The organism is Aestuarium zhoushanense, from assembly GCF_056431045.1.
Genome location: NZ_JBWKMA010000008.1, coordinates 1 through 18,834, shown reverse-complemented (window position 1 = coordinate 18,834; position 18,834 = coordinate 1). Strand labels below are relative to the sequence as shown.

Annotated in this window: 19 protein-coding genes and 2 tRNA genes; 7 read left to right on the top strand and 14 right to left on the bottom strand. The window is 54.1% G+C overall.

What is annotated here, in order from left to right; translation table 11 throughout:
• The first annotated feature begins 95 nt into the window (after positions 1 to 95).
• From AC07ED_RS04445 to AC07ED_RS04435, 3 genes are all read left to right on the top strand, one after another.
• Positions 96 to 389 (top strand): hypothetical protein, encoded by a 294-nt coding sequence (locus AC07ED_RS04445; RefSeq protein ID WP_105235209.1) that lies wholly within the window; start codon positions 96 to 98, stop codon positions 387 to 389.
• Positions 390 to 529: 140 nt separating this feature from the next.
• On the top strand, positions 530 to 1,678 hold the full coding sequence (locus tag AC07ED_RS04440; protein WP_158664520.1) for a hypothetical protein: 1,149 nt from the start codon (positions 530 to 532) through the stop codon (positions 1,676 to 1,678).
• A gap of 55 nt (positions 1,679 to 1,733) precedes the next feature.
• The gene (locus AC07ED_RS04435) at positions 1,734 to 2,441 is read left to right on the top strand and encodes an alpha/beta fold hydrolase (protein WP_105235211.1); all 708 of its coding nucleotides are present in this window, start codon (positions 1,734 to 1,736) and stop codon (positions 2,439 to 2,441) included.
• Positions 2,442 to 2,821: 380 nt separating this feature from the next.
• On the opposite strand, the gene AC07ED_RS04430 is transcribed toward AC07ED_RS04435, so the two are convergent.
• The 3 genes from AC07ED_RS04430 to AC07ED_RS04420 form a co-directional block, all read right to left on the bottom strand.
• Positions 2,822 to 2,896, bottom strand: a tRNA-Asn gene (locus tag AC07ED_RS04430).
• Positions 2,897 to 2,945: 49 nt separating this feature from the next.
• A tRNA-Asn gene (locus AC07ED_RS04425) sits at positions 2,946 to 3,020 on the bottom strand.
• Between the two features lie 71 nt (positions 3,021 to 3,091).
• Complete coding sequence (locus tag AC07ED_RS04420; protein WP_105235213.1) at positions 3,092 to 3,943, bottom strand: MBL fold metallo-hydrolase; 852 nt, start codon at positions 3,941 to 3,943, stop codon at positions 3,092 to 3,094.
• 42 nt (positions 3,944 to 3,985) lie between these two features.
• On the opposite strand from AC07ED_RS04420, the gene AC07ED_RS04415 reads away from it, so the two are divergent.
• Together AC07ED_RS04415 and AC07ED_RS04410 are read left to right on the top strand one after the other, a co-directional pair.
• Positions 3,986 to 5,281, top strand: a complete 1,296-nt coding sequence (locus tag AC07ED_RS04415; protein ID WP_105235214.1) for an ATP-binding protein — start codon at positions 3,986 to 3,988, stop codon at positions 5,279 to 5,281.
• Position 5,282: 1 nt separating this feature from the next.
• Entirely contained in the window at positions 5,283 to 5,681 is a 399-nt protein-coding gene (locus AC07ED_RS04410) for a VOC family protein (RefSeq protein WP_105235215.1), read from the top strand.
• A gap of 21 nt (positions 5,682 to 5,702) precedes the next feature.
• Here the strand turns inward: AC07ED_RS04410 and AC07ED_RS04405 are convergent, their stop codons facing one another.
• Complete coding sequence (locus AC07ED_RS04405) at positions 5,703 to 6,251, bottom strand: NAD(P)-dependent alcohol dehydrogenase (RefSeq protein WP_158664521.1); 549 nt, start codon at positions 6,249 to 6,251, stop codon at positions 5,703 to 5,705.
• 20 nt (positions 6,252 to 6,271) lie between these two features.
• On the opposite strand from AC07ED_RS04405, the gene AC07ED_RS04400 reads away from it, so the two are divergent.
• On the top strand, positions 6,272 to 6,904 hold the full coding sequence (locus tag AC07ED_RS04400) for a TRAP transporter large permease subunit (protein WP_478241873.1): 633 nt from the start codon (positions 6,272 to 6,274) through the stop codon (positions 6,902 to 6,904).
• Between the two features lie 2 nt (positions 6,905 to 6,906).
• Here AC07ED_RS04400 and AC07ED_RS04395 read toward each other — a convergent pair whose 3' ends face one another.
• From AC07ED_RS04395 to AC07ED_RS04350, 10 genes are all read right to left on the bottom strand, one after another.
• Positions 6,907 to 7,665 carry an IclR family transcriptional regulator domain-containing protein gene (locus AC07ED_RS04395; RefSeq protein ID WP_105235217.1) on the bottom strand — a complete coding sequence of 253 codons (759 nt, stop codon included), beginning with the start codon at positions 7,663 to 7,665 and terminating at the stop codon, positions 6,907 to 6,909.
• An 84-nt stretch (positions 7,666 to 7,749) separates the two neighbouring features.
• A complete protein-coding gene (gene pcaF / locus AC07ED_RS04390; RefSeq protein WP_105235218.1) occupies positions 7,750 to 8,952 on the bottom strand; it encodes a 3-oxoadipyl-CoA thiolase in 1,203 nt (400 codons plus the stop codon).
• An 11-nt stretch (positions 8,953 to 8,963) separates the two neighbouring features.
• Entirely contained in the window at positions 8,964 to 9,647 is a 684-nt protein-coding gene (locus AC07ED_RS04385) for a 3-oxoacid CoA-transferase subunit B (protein ID WP_105235219.1), read from the bottom strand.
• Entirely contained in the window at positions 9,644 to 10,351 is a 708-nt protein-coding gene (locus AC07ED_RS04380; protein WP_105235220.1) for a 3-oxoacid CoA-transferase subunit A, read from the bottom strand. The genes AC07ED_RS04385 and AC07ED_RS04380 overlap by 4 nt, the downstream gene beginning before the upstream one ends.
• A gap of 406 nt (positions 10,352 to 10,757) precedes the next feature.
• Positions 10,758 to 11,114 (bottom strand): RidA family protein, encoded by a 357-nt coding sequence (locus AC07ED_RS04375; RefSeq protein ID WP_105235221.1) that lies wholly within the window; start codon positions 11,112 to 11,114, stop codon positions 10,758 to 10,760.
• 10 nt (positions 11,115 to 11,124) lie between these two features.
• A complete protein-coding gene (locus tag AC07ED_RS04370) occupies positions 11,125 to 11,826 on the bottom strand; it encodes a DUF3726 domain-containing protein (protein ID WP_158664522.1) in 702 nt (233 codons plus the stop codon).
• Positions 11,823 to 13,496, bottom strand: a complete 1,674-nt coding sequence (locus AC07ED_RS04365; protein WP_105235223.1) for a hypothetical protein — start codon at positions 13,494 to 13,496, stop codon at positions 11,823 to 11,825. The genes AC07ED_RS04370 and AC07ED_RS04365 overlap by 4 nt, the downstream gene beginning before the upstream one ends.
• Before the next feature lie 73 nt (positions 13,497 to 13,569).
• Complete coding sequence (locus AC07ED_RS04360) at positions 13,570 to 15,117, bottom strand: BCCT family transporter (protein WP_105235224.1); 1,548 nt, start codon at positions 15,115 to 15,117, stop codon at positions 13,570 to 13,572.
• 46 nt (positions 15,118 to 15,163) lie between these two features.
• Positions 15,164 to 16,183, bottom strand: a complete 1,020-nt coding sequence (locus AC07ED_RS04355; protein WP_105235225.1) for a membrane dipeptidase — start codon at positions 16,181 to 16,183, stop codon at positions 15,164 to 15,166.
• A complete protein-coding gene (locus AC07ED_RS04350; RefSeq protein ID WP_105235226.1) occupies positions 16,180 to 17,625 on the bottom strand; it encodes an aldehyde dehydrogenase family protein in 1,446 nt (481 codons plus the stop codon). The genes AC07ED_RS04355 and AC07ED_RS04350 overlap by 4 nt, the downstream gene beginning before the upstream one ends.
• A 97-nt stretch (positions 17,626 to 17,722) precedes the next feature.
• On the opposite strand from AC07ED_RS04350, the gene AC07ED_RS04345 reads away from it, so the two are divergent.
• Positions 17,723 to 18,577, top strand: a complete 855-nt coding sequence (locus AC07ED_RS04345) for a LysR family transcriptional regulator (protein WP_105235227.1) — start codon at positions 17,723 to 17,725, stop codon at positions 18,575 to 18,577.
• Positions 18,578 to 18,834 lie beyond the last annotated feature (257 nt).

Genomic DNA, 18,834 nt, shown 5'->3' with positions numbered 1-18,834 from the left:
TCCATCGAAGCGTATCGTGAGCGGGCGGCCCGTTCGCGGGGTCTCCCGCTCACGACATGGTGGAACTGGCAACCAACCGAACTGGAGGACCAGATATGGCCAAGACCACCCAAGAGACGAACGACGAGACTGAGGTTCTCGGCGCCGACGCCGCTGAGACTGCCGCGCCCGAGGCCACCGAGAAGACCGAGGATCAACTCCGGCCGACCGTGGGCGCGACCGTGAGGCGGCTGCTGACCGAGACGGACCTCGGATACCCTGAGATCGTGGACAAGGTGCTGGAAGAGCACCCAGACGCCCGCACCACCGCCCGCTCGGTGGCGTCCGTCGCCTCGACCCTTCGCAAGAAGGGCGTGGATGTTCCGATGCGCAGGCGGACCAAGAACTGATCATCACCGGTTCGATCGACCATGGGGCGCTGTTTATCCTTTGGCAGCGCCCTCGAAGAATTGACTGACCCGAGCCATGTCGTTACTCACCTAATGCGAACCGTAACATCGGTTCTAAACCGCTTCGTTCAGGAGAATTGATGACCATTTCAACTGGGCCAGATATGCGCAGGACTCGTTCTCGGAGCACTGTAAATTTGAGGAAAATGGCTAATGTTGTTGCCGCGCTTTTACTTTATTTTGCGATTTTCTTTCGGGATTCGGTCGCGCAATTTTTTCCGAACTCAGTTTTTCTGGCTGCGCTTGCTGCGGGGTTCCTTATTCTTGTCGCGCGTCCTAGGCTTTCGGTCAGTTATAACCAGCTTTGGTTCCTTTTTGGTTTGATTCTTTTTCTCGTGATCAACTCTTCGCAGTCGTCTGGTTTTGTTTTTAGCAACTATGTCTTGGCGCCCATTGTGGCGTTTTTTATCGCCAAAGAGATTTCGGGAATCTTCCTGAAATTATTGCTATTTCACATGATTTTGAGTGTTTTGATTCAAGGGTACGAACATCTCTCTGGCGAATTTTTATTTGTCACCGTGGCGGAAGAGGGAAGCTTGCTTACCGCCGAGTTCTTTTCGGGTGCTGCGGATGTTTTTCGAGCAAAGGGAATGTTTCAAGGCCCTTTGAACGCTGTTGGATTTTATATCATTATGATTCTGATATTTCCTGGACTCAGGATCCCTGTCTTGGCGCTGGTTGGAAGCATTCTGGCTTATGGCAGGTTAGGTATCTTGGTTTCATCGACGCTAGTACTTAACCAGTTGTTTGCAGCAAGTGGCTTGGTTATGCGCATCTTTCTGCTTGGAGCTGTGCCTGTTTTGGGTATTGCGCTGGTATCTGTGTATCTGCAAGACACCTTTCTGCTAGCTGCATTTGACCCAAATTCGTCTGGCAATTTGGCTAGGGTTTACTATTGGACAGAAAGCTTTAGGGCCTATCTTGGCTATCCTCTATGGAATATTCTGTTTGATCGCCTTGGCTACGCAAACGCAATTGGTATTTTTCCTGAGAGCGATTTCTTGAGGCTTTTATTGGACTGTGGATTGGTTGGATTTTTAATCTACTTTTTTATGCTTGTGCGGCTCTTCGGCCTATTGCGCCGCGAAAGGAAAATGGGGTCTGTTCTGTTCTGGGTTGTCGTTGTGTGTATGAGTGTTTTTCCGTTTATTCAATCACTTAATGCGGCAGTTGCATTTTGGTTTATGTTTTTTTGCAAGAGTTTTGAGCAGAACCAGCGGCTCAGTTAGGGCTATGAGAGACATGCGGTTTTTTTTCGTATGTTTGTGATGGAAGGTGCGTTACATGAAGTTCAATGTCAGATTTTTTTGGGGGGCGGTGGCGCTTTTTTTTATTATTGGGGGCGTTTTCTATTCTGGGCTTGGGCGTTTCGGAAAGGCTTGGGTTTCGGCTATGGTGACGGAACCGCAGCCAATGGCTTTCAACTATGAAGTCATTCCCGGGTCATCCGGGCGACGAATATACCTTTTACATGGTTTTCGCGACAATCGTGATTTTTGGAGGCGGGAACCTTACTCTACATTTACAGAAGTCATGTTGGAGGCAGGTCATGAGATTGTGCTGATAGACCTGCCGTATGCGCACGCGGACTTTTTAAATGACGGCGGCACGCAGTATTGCAATAGATTCAGGGAGTTCATGATTTCACTACAAGCGGAACTTGGGCCGCCTGATGAAACAGTTATTGTTGGGGCTAGCTGGGGTGGCTGGCATGCGATGATGATCGCTGATCTAGCAGCCCGCTATGTTGTTTTCAAACCAGTCACAGATCCAACGTCTCTAAGTGAGTTTTGGTGGAAGCAAAGCTCTGGCGATGCGTGTAGCTTTCGAGAGGGGCGTGGGCTGGCTATTTATTCTCCGATGGATCCGCGTGTTGGGGATGCAACGAGCGTTTTGCGGGCAGCTGGCACTGTGATGCAAATTTCGGAACGCGAAGATCATGGAGTCACAACTACCGATTTGATGCTGGCTTTGGAATTTCTACATGATTGAGCTGCCACTCTTAGTTTTCTTTTACCTGCCGTTAATCGTTCACCCAGCCGCAACCGTATTTCAGTTGGCGTTTGCGCGGATGGGCACTGCGTTAGGTATGACGAAGCGCGCGGCTCGGTTGGCAGCCACCGCGCTGCATCGTGAGCTCAGGTTGTTCAAGAGCCAACAAAACCGCATGACCAAGGCAGACCCTAACTTGAAAAGTGCCGTAGGCCTCATCCCATGTCGGGCCAGGACAGGTTTGCTTCGTTCGACTGACGAAAGCCCGAAGGCCTCCTAGAGGTTCGCACTACAGTCTCATTCGGAACACTGCACGGTGCTTATTCGGTGCTTGAAAAGAAAAAGGACTCAGCGGGCGAGCGCTAAGTCCTTGAATTCTTTGGCTCCGGCGGTAGGGATCGAACCTACGACCAATTGATTAACAGTCAACTGCTCTACCGCTGAGCTACGCCGGAATGCCGTTCGCATCTTTCCCGAATGGGACCCCGCTGCGAGAAGGGTGTTTGGCTCCGGCGGTAGGGATCGAACCTACGGCCAATTGATTAACAGTCAACTGCTCTACCGCTGAGCTACGCCGGAATATGTGGCGCTGTATAGCTAGGGTGCCAAAACGCTGCAAGAGGGTAAGGACAAGTTTTTTCCACCAATCTTCACAGAGGCTGAAACACAGCATCGACGGACAATACACCAACGGGTTCGATCCGCTTTTGTTGTGTTAAGTCAATAAGGTGGGCCACTACATTGCGCTTTGCCGCGAAATGCAGGCTCGCGTCGATATCGGCATAGACCTTTGCGGTGATGTGATCTGCGGTATCTGCGCCCGCGATGAGAGCGGACATGATTTGGGCTTCACGCTCTAACCGATGTGCGATCAACCAATCGAGCCGTGCCATGGGATCCTCAATCGGGTCACCATGCCCAGGCAGATAGCGACGTGCAGGAATAGACTGCAGCTTGCGACACGATGCCATGAAATCTGTAAGGTCGCCATCTGGCGGGGAGACAAGCGAAGTCGCCCAGCCCATCACATGATCACCCGAGAAAAGCACATCCTTATATAAGAGACAGATATGGTTCCCCATGTGACCCGGCGTGTGAATAGCGCGGAAGTCACCAATAGCTTCACCATCGACGACCGTTCGATCAGGGGCAAAGTCGGTATCAGCCCCCTCCCCCCCTCCGATCGCGCCAACTAGGGTCTGCATCACTTCGCTTCGCCCCGCCATCGGCCCACCGAATGCAACAACAGGTGCACCGCAACGATCTGACAGCGGACGGGCCAAAGGCGAATGATCCAAGTGAGAATGGGTCACGATAATCGCATCCACTGGGCGACCATCGATCAAAGCCAAAATCGCGTCGAGATGGCTCTCTATATATGGGCCTGGATCGATAACCGTTACGCGGTCGGTGCCTACTATATATGTATTGGTGCCTGAGAAGGTCAGCGGAGACGGATTAGGCGCGCGAAGACAGATGATATCGGATTGAATCTGGATCATATGCTGCTTTCCTCTACGCTCGTGTCACGATAGCTTTGCCACATGGCAATCGGGTCGATCAAATCTTATCTCCCTCGCGGACTATATGGCCGAGCTGCACTGATCCTGCTGCTCCCGATCATATCGCTCCAAATCCTCGTCTCTGTTGTGTTTATCCAACGTCATTACGATGGGGTGACGCGGCGGATGACGCAATCAGTCAGTGGTGAGATTACCCTGATCCTTGATAGCCCATCTGTGCAGCAGGCCGCGCTCTCTGAAGCGCTCGGGTTTACGCTTTTGTCATCTGAGGCACCGCCCGAAGCTGATGACTATGGATTCTTGGATTTCTCTGGTCGTGCGATGATTGCGACCCTTCGGACCGACTTTGACGACCTACGCGCTGTTGATCTGTCAGATGACACCGAAGTTATGGTTTGGTTTGACCGTTCGGGCGTGAATGGGATCAGTTTCCCGCGGTGGCGGGTGACGGCGTCGAACCCTCACCAACTGATCGTTATTATGATGGTGATGGGGACGTTCCTTACTTTTGTCGCCTACTCTTTCCTGCGCAACCAACTGCGTCCGATCAAACGGTTGGCTCATGCATCCTCTGAATACGGTAAAGGGCGAATTGTCCCCTATTCCCCCGGTGGCGCGAATGAAGTCCGCGCGGCGGGCACCGCTTTTCTCGACATGCGGGCACGGATTGAACGCCAGACCCAGTCGCGCACGATGATGCTGTCGGGTATCAGCCATGACCTTCGCACGCCGCTGACACGGCTGCGGCTCGGTCTGTCCATGGTCGACGACGCCGAAGCGGAACCCATGGTCCGCGATGTAGAAGATATGGAACGCCTGATCGAAGCCTTCCTCGAATACGGGCGTGCTGATGCAGGCGATGCAGCTGAGCAAGTGGATGTCGTCGATTTGGTCACGCGGGTCGTTGATGATGCCCAACGTGGCGGGCAGAATGTATCCCTCTGGCCGATCGATCCAACGCTCAACGATGTTGCTGTGCCTCTGCGGCCACTGGCCGTCCGTCGTGCCTTGGACAACCTGATCGGCAATGCCTTGCGGTATGGTGGCACCCAAGCCCAAGTGTCGGTCGCCCTCACCGACCGCACACTCCGCATCACGGTCGAGGATGACGGTCCCGGTATTCCCGCCGACAAACGCGAAGAGGCCATGCGCCCTTTCACGCGGCTTGACCCCGCTAGGAACCAAAACAAAGGCACAGGCGTTGGCCTTGGCCTTGCCATCGTTGCCGATATCGCGCGCCTGCATGGTGGAGTTTTGCGGTTATCGGACAGCCCTACCCTCGGCGGGCTCCGCGCTGACATTGTTATGGCACGCTGATATGAAACCAACCATCCGCACCCTCGACCATTTGGTCCTCACGGTCGCAAACATCGAAGAAACCTGCCGTTTTTACTGCGTGGGTTTGGGCATGACACGAACCGCGTTCACCACCCCGTCTGGCGAAGTCCGCGAAGCCCTGACCTTTGGCACGCAGAAAATAAACCTCCACAAAGCGGGTGCAGAGTTCGCTCCATATGCGGCTTCCCCTACCCCAGGCTCTGCGGACCTCTGTCTGCTCTCAGACACCCCTCTGGCGGAATGGATCGATCACCTCGCGCTCTGCGGTATCCCGATCAACGAAGGCCCAGTACCTCGCACGGGCGCAAATGGACCAATCACGTCTATCTATATGCGTGACCCCGATGGGAACTTGATCGAGATTTCGAACGCGCGTTGAGTGCGTTGCACCATGACCCCGTCACACCACGACAACATTGCCTCGTTTATGACCTCTCTCGACGTAAGAATGAGCCTCAACCAGATCAGAGAGCGGATAGACCCGATCAATCACGGGGGTCAGGTGACCTTGCTCCATCACGTGCAGAACCTCTGACAACATAGCCCGCAAACGCTCAGGCTTTTCCAACCCCGTCGCCGCAAATATCGCGCGTTTTTTGCCCACAAGATTTGATAACAAGATCGCAGGCAGCCGCCCGAGCTTTAAGACAGGACAAAGGTAACGACCTACCTCAGCCAATGCTGGTTTTGCCTCCGAAAATGACGCGACGCCCAAAGTGTCATAGATCACATCATACTCGGCGGCCTGTTTTAGCGCGTCCTCTTGTGTGTAATCGACCACGCGGTTCGCTCCGAGCCTCTCAACATTACTCGCGTTTCGACCGCTACAAGTGGCCGTCACCTGAGCCCCCATATGCGCAGCGATCTGCACAGCCGCGCTACCGAGGCTCCCTGCCCCGCCCAAGATCAACACGCGATCCCCGCGTTTGACCTGTCCGAGATTGCGCAAGATGTCTGACGTCAGCCCTTGTGGGACAGATCATCGGTACAAACGCAACGACTACGGCTATTGCACTGGCATTTTTGCGCGTGCCCCTTGCGTTCGCCCTTATGGCCGTCTCCGTCCTTGGCATCGGTTTCGCTATCAATTGGAATATCGCGTTTCAATTGGTGCCACTTACCATTTCAGATGCAGTCCTGTCCTACGATCTCGCAGTGGTTCCGATGTTCATTCTGATGGGCAACGTTATTTCCAAAACGGGCATTGCGAATGATCTGTTTCGCGCTGCATTTGCCTTTGTCGGTCATGTGAGAGGCGGGCTGGCTCTTTCAACAATCATGGCAGTATTCCTTGTCCTAGGATGCGTCATGGACTCGATGGCAATCATCCTGATTTTCGTCCCGCTCTTCGCGCCGATCGTCGTATCCCAAGGCTTTGATCTGGTGTGGTTTGGTATCATCGTAATCGTTGTCACTGAGATCGCTCTGATCACACCTCCAGTTGGAATGAACGTGTTCGTTCTCAAAGCGGTGCTGCCAGACACGCCAGTATTGACGATCTTTAAAGGTCTTGTGCCATTCATCGCAGTCGACATTGTCCGGCTTGCGCTCTTGGTCGCCTTCCCCGCAATTACCTTATGGCTCGGTGCAACGATGGGATAATCCTACAGCATCCTCTGGAGCCCACTTTGGACCTTGCGTAGTGACGGCAGATAAAGGTCCACCATGGTTTCTGGAGGGTCTTGAGAGATGGCCATGCCGATGTTGAGTGCAGCAACGACCTGGCCTCGGCTATTCGACAACGGGACTGCGAGCGATCGTAGTCCCGTTTCGACTTCTTGGTCGATCACGGCATAGCCCGTTTCACGCGCAGAATGGATCGCATCCATGATCTCATTGGGTTCGGTCAGGCTGAAGGGCGTGCGCGGGGATAGGTCGGAAGCACGCAAAATGTCGAGGCACTCGGCTTCTGGAAGCCCAGCCAGCAAAACCCTACCCAAGGACGTGCAATGTGCAGGAAGGCGCGATCCCGGTAAGAGGTTGATCGACATCACACGTCGTTGTGCCGCGCGTGCGATGTAGACAATCTCGGTTCCGTCGAGGATCGCAACCGAACAGCTTTTCCCGATGTTGTCAGACAGTTGATCGAGCCATGGCTGAACAATTTGCACCATGGGTAATGACGCCAAAGCTGCCATACCCAAACGCAAAACCCGCGGTGTCAGGGTAAAAAACTTCCCGTCGTAGTGCGCATAGCCTTCGTGCTCTAACGTTAGAAGGCAGCGTCTTGCGGTTGCGCGATCAAACCCCGTTTGCTCTGCAACGTCCGTTATCGTCAGGCGGGCGCGATCCGCCCCAAAACATTCGAGGACCGTAAGGCCCTTAATGAATGATCCAACAATGTCAGTGTTCTTTGCTTTCATAATGCAACCTTTGTTCAAAAGGCGAACATTTGTAAATCCCGCATCTGCCCAGCAAAAAGGCCGCTCGAGGCGGCCCTTTGTCTATCATACGCGCTCCAGCGCGATGGCGATGCCTTGCCCCACACCGATACACATCATTGAGAGAGACCGTTTACCGCCCGTTTTCTGCAACTCAAGCGCTGCAGTCCCCGTGATCCGCGCGCCGGACATCCCAAGTGGGTGACCAAGTGCAATCGCCCCGCCGTTCGGGTTGACCCGCGCATCGTCATCCGCGATCCCCAGATCACGGAGCGTCGCAAGACCTTGAGACGCGAATGCCTCGTTCAGTTCGATCACGTCAAAGTCGGATTGCGCGAGTTTGAGACGCGCCATCAGCTTTTTCGCGGCAGGCGCAGGACCAAAGCCCATAATGCGAGGAGCAACGCCAGCAGTCGCACCGCCCACTATACGGGCAATCGGCGTCAGACCGTATTTCGCAGCCGCCTCAGCTGACGCGATAATCATCGCCGCCGCCCCGTCATTTACGCCAGAGGCGTTGCCTGCCGTTACGGTGCCGTCGGCCTTTACGAACGTCTTCAACCCGCTCAGTGCCTCAAGCGTGGTTGCGCGAGGATGTTCGTCAGTATCGATCACTTTGGGATCACCCTTGCGCTGCGGAATGACCACAGGCGTGATCTCTTCGGCGAGGCGACCATTGGCCTGCGCCGTGGCAGCTTTGTCTTGGGACCGAAGCGCAAAGGCATCCTGATCCGCGCGATTGATCCCAAAATCTTCTGCCACGTTTTCGGCGGTCTCTGGCATGGAATCTACGCCATATTGCTGCTTCATCAGTGGGTTCACGAAACGCCAGCCGATCGTCGTGTCATAGACAGCATTGTCGCGGCTGAACGCAGTGGTAGCCTTGGGCATGACAAAGGGCGCACGCGACATGGATTCAACGCCACCCGCAATAATGATCTCAGCCTCACCCGACATAATGGCGCGGGCAGCTGTGATGACAGCATCCATGCCCGATCCGCACAAACGGTTCATCGTGGTCCCTGGGACTTCGACAGGTAGGCCAGCCAAAAGAGCCGACATTCGGGCGACGTTTCTGTTGTCTTCGCCCGCCTGATTGGCGCAGCCAAAGATCACTTCATCGATAGCCGCCCAATCAACCTTCTCGTTTCGCGCCATGAGTGCCTTCAACGGAACAGCGCCAAGGTCGTCCGCACGCACCGATGACAGCGAACCACCAAACCGTCCGATTGGTGTGCGGATGTAATCGCAGATAAATGCTTCGGTCATATCTCTATTCCTCAGATCTCAGGGACGATCAGATCGGCCACGGGGCCGTCAGTGTGCAATGTGGCGCCAGTGACCGCTTGCAGTTCGTCAAACGACAGCCCTGCGACCTTTTCGCGAAGCACGAAGTGACCGTTCTCAATGTCGATAACCGCAAGCGATGTGTAGATACGTGTCACGCAGCCAACACCCGTTAGAGGGAGCGTGCAGGCCTCAAGCAGCTTTGGCGCGCCTTTCTTGGTGACGTGATCCGTCAGGACGGCGACGCGCTTCGCACCGTGAACCAAGTCCATCGCGCCGCCCACAGCAGGAACTCCGCCAGCGCCGGTCGACCAGTTGGCCAGATCACCGTTCTGTGCGACCTCATAGGCGCCAAGGATAGCAACATCCAAATGCCCGCCACGCACCATCGCAAAGCTATCCGCATGATGGAAGAACGCGGTTCCCGGCTTGATCGTGATCGCCTTTTTGCCTGCATTGATGCAGTCCCAATCTTCCTCGCCCGCGATCGGCGCTTCACCAAAGTCGAGAACACCATTTTCAGTATGGAAGATGGCCTGACGACCCTCTGGCTGGAACTTTGCCACCATCTCTGGAAACCCGATCCCGAGGTTCACATAGGCGCCGTCTTCGATGTCTTGGGCTGCTCTCCACGCGATTTGCGAGTTCGAGAGCTTTACAGTCTGAATATCGGTCATGGGTAAACAGCCTCCGCCCGATTGAGGATTTCTTCTTGCGCGGGGTTCGGAACATGAACCACGTGGTTCACGAAAATTCCGGGAGTGACGACTTGTTCGGGATCAATTTCCCCAAGCGGGACAATCCGCGAGGCCTGAGCGATCGTCACCTTCGCCGCGGTTGCCATCAGCGGATTAAAGTTCCGCGCTGCCATGCGGTAGGTGAGGTTGCCATGAGCATCCGCAGCCTCTGCTTTGATCAGAGCAAAATCGGCCTTGAGCCAGCGTTCTTGCACATAAGACCGCCCTTCAAATTCTCCGATCGGCTTACCCTTGGCGAGGTCGGTCCCAAAGCTGGTGGGTGTGTAGAACGCAGGAATGCCAGCACCACCCGCTCGAATACGTTCAGCAAGCGTGCCCTGTGGCACCAACTCCAGCTCAATCTCACCAGCGAGATATTGCTCTGTAAACACGCGCGGATCGGCAGAACGCGGGAACGAACAGATCAATTTGCGAACGCGTTTCTGTTCGATCAAGGCCGCAAGGCCAACATGACCATTGCCTGCATTGTTGTTCACGACCGTCAGGTCTTTTGCGCCGTGATCAATGAGTGCGTGGATCAGTTCAATCGGCGCACCTGAGCCGCCGAAGCCACCGATCATCACTGTCGCACCATCGTGGATGCGCGACACAGCAGCAGAAAGGGAATCTAAAGTTTTATCCATGAGGCAGTCCTCCTGCCTCTTCGGTTAATCATCAGATGTAACACAATCCAGAGAATTGTTCATAATTTGAATTTTGTTCAAATTATTATTTCGCAAATTCGGAATGTGAACAAAAAATGCTATTAGATTGATCGAAGGTAGAAATTGGGCGGGAAACCAGTCATTCGCTGCACCAATAGTGGCTCGCAAAAAAACTTGAGCGGCCGTTAAGCAATACCGTTCAACGTGCGCGCTACTTTAGATCATCGAAGCGTGGAAGGCGGCATTTGTTTGAGCGGTTGTGCGCCATACATGGTTGCGCTTCCAGTTCCGCATTCCGAACCTGACTCCGCGCTGAGACTGGTGGGTCTTACAGTGCACAAAAGGAAAAGCCGCCCACATTGAAAGCAGACGGCGTTCATTTTCTTTAAGCCTTTGGATTGCGCGCTACAGCAACCATCTCTACCCGCATTCCGGGTCGAGCAAGGGCTACGCCACAGGTCGCGCGCGCTGGTGGATTTTCCTTATCAACCCATTCATCCCAGACGGCGTTCATTCCCTGGAAGTCAGCCATATCAGTCAGCCAGACCTGAACAGAGGCAATATCTGCTTTAGATCCGCCAAGCTCTGCCATGACGGCATCCATCTCGGCCAAAACTTCACGGGTCTGCACTGTGATATCGCCGGTCAGCGTGGTCGGAATCTGGCCAGCCAAGAAGACAACATCACCAATGGTGACAGCTTCGCTCATTCGAGGGCCGGGATTAAGACGCGAGAGTGTCATTGATCTTCCTTTAATCGTTATCAGAGGTTCCTGCACCAGCACCGCTGTTACGAGACTGTTCAGTGGCTGGAACGGTTGTGCGCATTGCCAAAGCATCGAGCGCGGCTATCGTATGTGGGGATGCCAGAGCAAACGAAGTCATCGTGCTGTCGGGGTCAAATAGGTCGCCGGACAGGCTCAGGCTGATCGTCGCAACGGATGCAGATAAGAAAGCAGATAATGTCTCAGCATCGGTTTTGATACCATTGCCCACCACCAGTTTCCTCCCATCCCATTCGATAGCAATAGAACCGCCCATCGTTGCTGCACATTGAGCCATAAACGGGAGGAGCAGAACCGGCTGCCGAACTGGACCAACCTGAAGATGATCATCGTTTGCAGCGAAAATAGAGGTCGCGAAATCTGACAGTGCGGCACCAGTCATCAGCGGGCAAAGAGGTTTTCCGTCTGAGCTGACCCAAAAATCGTTGGACGTGTCTGGCGCATTGACTGTTGGGGCAACGATCGCGGCCAATAGGACTGCTGTCCCGTCGATACCATTCGCACACAGCCAGCCAACGGCATTCGCAGCTTCCTCGGCTATACCCCAACTATATCCAGCGCCGCGTGTTGCTTTGTAGCAAAGCGTCTCTGTCTCTGTGCGGCTCAACCGGACACCGACCGGAGCATGGGCCGTTGCCGACATGAATTCAGCAGCTTCAGACATGTTCATGCTGCTCCCCCCGCATTTACTTCGAATGGATATGGCGCGCCACTGAACAGGCTGATGCGAACCCATTTATCAGATCGCGGGTCAAAGTGAGTGGCACCGAAAAACGCCAGTTTACACCGCATCAGGTCAATCGGGAGCATGTCGCGGGCAATAAGATTGTCGCGCACTTCAGCATAAGGATGCTTGGGGGCCTGTTGAGCGCGGCGCACCATCAGACGATGCTCAGGATGCGCCAACAAAAACTCAGCGACAGGCGCGGAAGGCGACCATGCCTCTAAGGCGCTATAGAGAGATTTAGCTAAACGTGCGACGCAAAGTGGCTGTTCAAGGTCAGCCCCCTCTTCCGCAAATCGTTCGCCCAGTCGAGGCTCAAGTTTTTCTTCCGAGACGTACCAGAACTGCGCGGCTTGGTCTTCTTGATCGAAATCGATTTCCAGCGCCCATGCATAGTGCTTTTTCAATATCTCCAACTGCGACTGGACGGATACTGCACCATCGATCCGAAACTGTGCGCGTTCATCAGCGCTCATACAATCGGCAAGGCCATCGATAAGATCGCCATGTGGCTCCAGCATGATCGAGACCAGCGCCTCTTGTCCTTCCTCGCTCAGGGTGTGTTCAGCCCACAGCCAAAGGTCGTTCCAAGGCAGGTCACCGTTAGGCCATATCTCAAGGTGCGTTTTGATAAGAGCCAAGTCACGTCGAAGATCTTCTAATTTCGTGATTTGGATCGGATGCGAGGACTTCCAAGTTCGGGCATTTTCAATCGCGGCATCGAGCGCCCTATGAATATCTGACTTGGTCTTCTCAGTCACAGATGCCAAGGATCTGACCCGCGCAAGCGCCTCTTCGCGCGCAAACATCCAATTGTTGATAAGGATCGGGTGGCGCACCAAAAACGGTGCCATACCGAGCCCTGTCGAATTGCCAACGCCTAAACGACGGCAAAGGTCCATATCGAGAGCTACCGCACGTTCACCGCCTTTAGATCGTGCGAGGTGATTGACGATATCAACCGTAAACCAGCGTATGAGCCATACCGATAGCATCTCTGCTTGAAAGGGCGCTGAAAGCTCAGGTCGCCCCGCAATTGAGGCCCTGTCCGCTGCACCGAACTTACCGGAACCATATACCGCAGTTGTCCGCATCAAGTATCCGACAGCATCGATCTCTTCTGCGTCAGGCTGAACCCCTTGCGCTAGCGCATCGACGACATATTCAAAAAGACGAACAGATCGGTTTGCGCGGCTCAATGAAAGTTCGCGGTCGGTGATCCGACCTGCCTCTTGATAGGGCACATTTGATTGCAAACGATCCAGATCTTCCGAAGTTGGCACACCGTCAAAGAGCGCAAAGGTCGCGTCCCATGCAGTCGCAATGACACGATCAGACCGCATTTCAGGAGGCAAATCATGGGAAAACGCGACGAGTGAATAGGTGCGAACAGGACCACGGGCACAGTAAACAGCGCGACCAACACCCTTGGCGTCCACGTCCCAAACGTGCCGATCGAACACCCAACCTTCGGCTTCGACGCGGCGCATGAGGACGCGCAGGAACGACAGTCGCATCGGGTGCGCGCTTCCCATACGTGACAAACGCATGACCTGATCTGGGCTCCGGTAGAACTCTGCCGGCGTCCTCGGAGAATGTTCAGTCGCGTGTACCATCATTTGATCCTATTCGAAAAAAGGGATCGGGGGCGGTAGAGATAGTATAGGGCTACCGCCCCCGATGGGGGAGTTATTTGCGGCCGAGGGCCAATGTGATACGTAGCGCGTCCCACAGTGATGGCAGCAATACCAACGATACAGGAACCGCTGTCACAACGATGAAGCTCTGGAGTTTACCAACGCCGCCACCGCCTGTTCCGATCAAGATCAGGGCCATCACAGCCATGGCGATCCCCCAAAACGCGCGGAGTGCAGCCGACGGGTTCTCGTCCGACATCGAAGCAGCGATCACAAAGCTCATGGAGTCCGACGTCGTAGCCACGAAAATCATCGTGAGAACGAGGAACAACAGCGACAGGATAAAGCCCATAGGCATCGCCTGAGTGATCGCGAGCAGACCGGCAGGCAGGTTAAAGCCTTCGAACGGACCAGAGATTACTCCGGGGTTTGCCTGTTCCAGCGCAATACCGCTGCCACCAATAATCGTGAACCAGAAGTTCGTGATGATCGGCGCGATGATTGCGAGAAGAATGATGATCGAACGGATCGAACGGCCACGGCTAATCTTTGCAATAAAGATCGCCATCAATGGTCCGTAGCCTAGGAACCAGCCCCAGAAGAACACGGTCCACCAGCCCAACCAACCCGGTTCACCAAAGAGACCAGCGTCACCGCGGAACATAGCCATGTCGAAGAAGTTCGTGAGATAGGTGCCCATGCCACCAGCAAAACCCGTAAGGATCGAAGATGTCGGGCCAAAGACCAGCATGAACGCCATCAGTGCGAACGCCAGAATAACGTTAAACTTTGACAGAAGCTGGATGCCTTTGTTCAGTCCCGAGATTGCGGAAACTGTATAGATACCGGCCAACCCGAGTATCATGATGGCTTGTGTTGCCAATGTGTCAGGGATGCCGAACAGAGCATTCAGGCCGTAAGACATCTGCAGGCCGAGGAAGCCGATCGGACCAACGGTACCAGCGACAACAGCGATAATGCATGACGCATCCGCGATGAGACCGATGGGACCATTGATCGCTTTGTCCTTGAACACTGGATACAGCAGCGTGCGCGGTGCAAGCGGCAGACCTTTGTCATAGTGATAGTGCATCATCATAACAGTCGTGAGAGCACCAAGGATCGCCCATGCAAGGAAACCCCAATGCAAGTAGGCCTGCGCCAAAGCAGCATTGGTCCATGCGGTTTCGTCGGCACTCAGGTCGCCAAAGAGTGGCGGCGTCCAAAGATAGTGCGCAATGGGTTCACCCGCTGCCCAGAACACACCGCCACCCGCAAGCAGCGTACACATGATCATCGAACCCCATTGGAAGCTCGTGAATTCTGGCTTATCCAGATTGCCAAGGACAGCGCGCCCACCTGGGAGGACACAAAGGACCAAGCCGATCAGGAACGTCGCTAGCAGCAACACCTGCCAATACAGACCAAAGTACTTCGCAGACCAGTTAAAGCCGGCATCGACCATGGCCGACAGGCCATCGAGGTCAAAAAGTGCCCAAGCACAGAAAAGAAGGATAAATCCGCCTGTAATGGCAAAAAGGGGTTTATCCACCTTGCCTAGGCCAGTGCCTTTGGCACCAGTTTGTGTCGTATCGCTCATCTAAAGGTTCCTCCCCTGAACGACAGTTTCTATTTTTGATGTGAGCCTATTCCGCGGCCCGTGCGACGCTTTCCGATCCACCCGCGGCGGGTCCGAAACTCTTTGCAAAAAACCGGTCCCAGTTGCCCCCCATGACACCGTCAACGCCCGCTTGATCCATGCCAGCGGCACGCAAACCGGATTCAATCATCCCAAAATCACGATTGTCGTTGAACCATTCCGGCATAGGCGGGAAACCTGGATTGGCTGCACTGCCTTCGCCGTAGTCGATTGACTTTGTCCAACGCCCAACGCGCATCCATTCAACGATACTATCGGGCTGGTCCTGACAAAGGTCCGTTCCGATCCCGATATTCCCGTGCCCAATCACATCAGCGGTCCGAACAATCATGTCGCAGAAGCTCTGCAGCGTGCATTTCGATCCGTCGCGCAAATGATGTGGATAGACAGAAAAACCGAGCATCCCTCCCGTTTCACCCAGAGCCTTCAGGACAATGTCTGATTTATTGCGCAGCGCAGGATGCCAATCGTGCGGGTTAGCGTGAGTGATCGCGATCGGTCGGGACGAATATTCAATGGCATGAAGCGTGGAACGCTCACCGGAGTGGCTCATATCTACGACCATGCCGACGCGGTTCATCTCAGCGACCACTTCGCGACCCATGCGAGTGAGACCCATGTCTTCGGCCTCGTAGCACCCTGTCGCGAGTAGCGACTGGTTGTTATAGGTCAACTGCATAAACCGCATTCCGAGCGTGTGCAGGATTTCGATCAAACCAATGTCGTCTTCCATGCAGGACGGGTTCTGCGAACCAAAGAAGATCGCTGTACGACCTTCTTTTTGGGCCTTCTCGATGTCTGCGGCTGTGCGGCCCTGAAAGATAAGGTCTGGATAAAGTTCGAACCACCGGTTCCACTTTTCAATTTGCAGAACGGTCTCACGAAAGGTTTCGTGATAAGTGATGGTTACATGGACAGCGTCTACATTGCCTTCGCGCAACTGCCGAAAGATCTTCTCGGACCAGTTGGCATACTGAAGGCCATCGATCAGAGGCGCGCGTTTCATGCAGGCTCCCCCGATGCGACGTAGGCGGTCTTAACGGTGGTATAAAACTCTGCAGCATAGCGGCCCTGCTCGCGCGAGCCAAAGCTTGATGCGCCACGACCGCCAAACGGGACGTGATAGTCGGTTCCAGCCGTAGGCAGGTTCACCATGACGCATCCTGCACGCATGTTGGCCCGGAAGTGATTGGCGCGAGCGAGGCTCGTGGTCATAATCCCCGCTGTCAGACCAAATTCGCTGTCATTGGCAATATCGAGAGCCTCGGAATATCCGCCAGCTTTGATAACACAGGTGATTGGCGCGAACATTTCTTCACGGTTAATCCGCATATCGTTGCGCGTTCCTGCAAATACAGCAGGCGCCATAAAGAAGCCTTCGGTGTCGCGCTCCAATCTTTGTCCACCACACAGAAGCTCTGCACCCTCGGTCTGACCCAGCGCGATATAATCGAGGTTCTGCTTAAGCTGACCTTCGCTAACGACCGGACCGATCTGGGTCCCTTCTGCCAATGCATGACCCACTTTGTAAGCCTGTGCGGCAGCGACGAGTTTCTCAACGAAAGCATCATGAATTTTTTCGTGTACGATCAGTCGGCTTGCAGCAGTGCACTTTTGGCCAGTTCCGCCGAATGCAGCACCAGCGGCAAGCGCAACTGCCAAATCAAGATCGCAGTCATCCATGATGATCATTGGGTTTTTCGACCCCATTTCCATCTGGACCTTAGTCATATTCACGACAGCCGCCGCAGCGATACCACGACCAACAGGAACAGACCCAGTAAAGCTGATCGCATCAACTTTTGGGCTTTCCACAAGCGCCTGACCGACTTCGCGTCCAGACCCCATAACAAGGTTGAACAGGCCTGCGGGGATGTCTTGCTTTGCGATGATTTCTGTCAGCAGGATCGCGCTCGCCGGGGTCACGTTCGCGGGTTTCCATACCACAGCATTGCCAAAAGCAAGTGCTGGCGCAATTTTCCAAGCTGGTGTCGCGACAGGGAAGTTCCAAGGGCTAACGATAGCGACAACCCCAACCGGTTCGCGGCGCACGTCAATTTCGATACCAAGGCGAACGCTTTCCGCCAGATCGCCCTGATTGCGAAGAACTTCCGCTGCGTAATAGGTAAAGAACTGACCCGCGCGATAAACCTCTCCTTTGCCCTCGGCGAGCGGCTTACCTTCTTCGCGGGCAACCATCTCGCCGATCTCTGCAGAGCGCGCCATCAGTTCTGTGCCGATTGCCATCAGTACATCATGGCGTTTTTGAATACCGGCAGCCCACCAAATAGGTTGCGCAGCACGGGCTGCGTCCAACGCAGATTGCAGCTGCTCCCCACTTGCTTGCGCATAGTGACCGATAAGGTCGGAAAGATCAGAGGGGTTGCGGTTTTCAATCTCGGTTTTGCCAGATTGCCACTGACCATTGATGTAAAGCTGCGTATTCATCCAGAAAGAACCCCTCTATTTCCACTTGCGTTGGTATTGGCAGCACGATTAACTTCAATCAATCTTGAAGTTTTGAACATTTTTTCAGGAAAACTGAATGGCACTGAAATTAGAGATGCTGCGCGTTTTTCAAACTGTCGCCGAACAAGGGTCACTTTCTTTGGCCGCAGCAAAGCTGGGGCGAACGCCCTCTGCGATTTCAATGATGCTGTCGCAGCTCGAAGACGACATTGGCGACCGTCTCTTTGAAACCGATCGAAAAAACAAACTCACCCCACTTGGCGCACTGGTCCTAGCGGAAAGCCGAAGAGCGAACGAGGCGTTCGTGCGCAGCACCGAAGCTATTCGTCGTCATGCAATGTCAACCGCAGGGTTGATCCGGATCGCAGCGGTGCCATCAGCCACTGTAACGCTCTTACCGAACGTAGTGACTTCGTTTAGAAAACACAGACCGGATGTGAGACTGGAAATCAGTGACGTCGATACCGCTTCGGTCGTGAGGCGAGTTCAATTAGATGAAGCTGACATTGGGATCATCTCGTCAGAAACAGACACAGGTCACGACGGCGAAATAATCCTCACGGACGAATTAGGAATCGTTTGCCACAAAGAGTCGGCCATCTCAGCAGCATGGGCAAAAGGCCGGCAGACCTGGGACATTCTATCGCTTGAACCCTTCATTTCAAACCCACTTTGCTCGATCGTAAAAGCACCAGAAGTTCAGGCAATACTTCTCGAGTGCAACCTAGAAGCCAAGAACACGACGGCTCTCTTGGCGTTTGTAAGGAATAGGATTGGTGCGACGATCCTCCCCAAAAGTGCGATGATCACAGAGCCAGATTTAATGTTCCTTTGCCCCGCCAATGATCAAGCGAAGCGGCACCTGATCAAAATACACGCCCCCGATCGACAAATGAGCCCCGTCGCTCGGCAGTTTTGGGATCAATTGTAATCTCTCTCACCTTCCGTCAAGCGGCACACGAACATCCAATTTTACATTTACCCAACAGTGCAGATGCAAAACGAATGCCTTCTTATCGCCAAATCAGCAGGCAGCCTGAGCGAATGAAGCTGTAGAATAAAGGGCGGATTTTGTTGAAAAAGTCGGCCTGAGAACGCGTTTTGAGCTGCGCTTAGACTTGTGTCTCGACGCTTGGTTCGGACAATCGTCCGTCGCGCCGCCTCGCGGCGACTATCTGGCCACTTAGA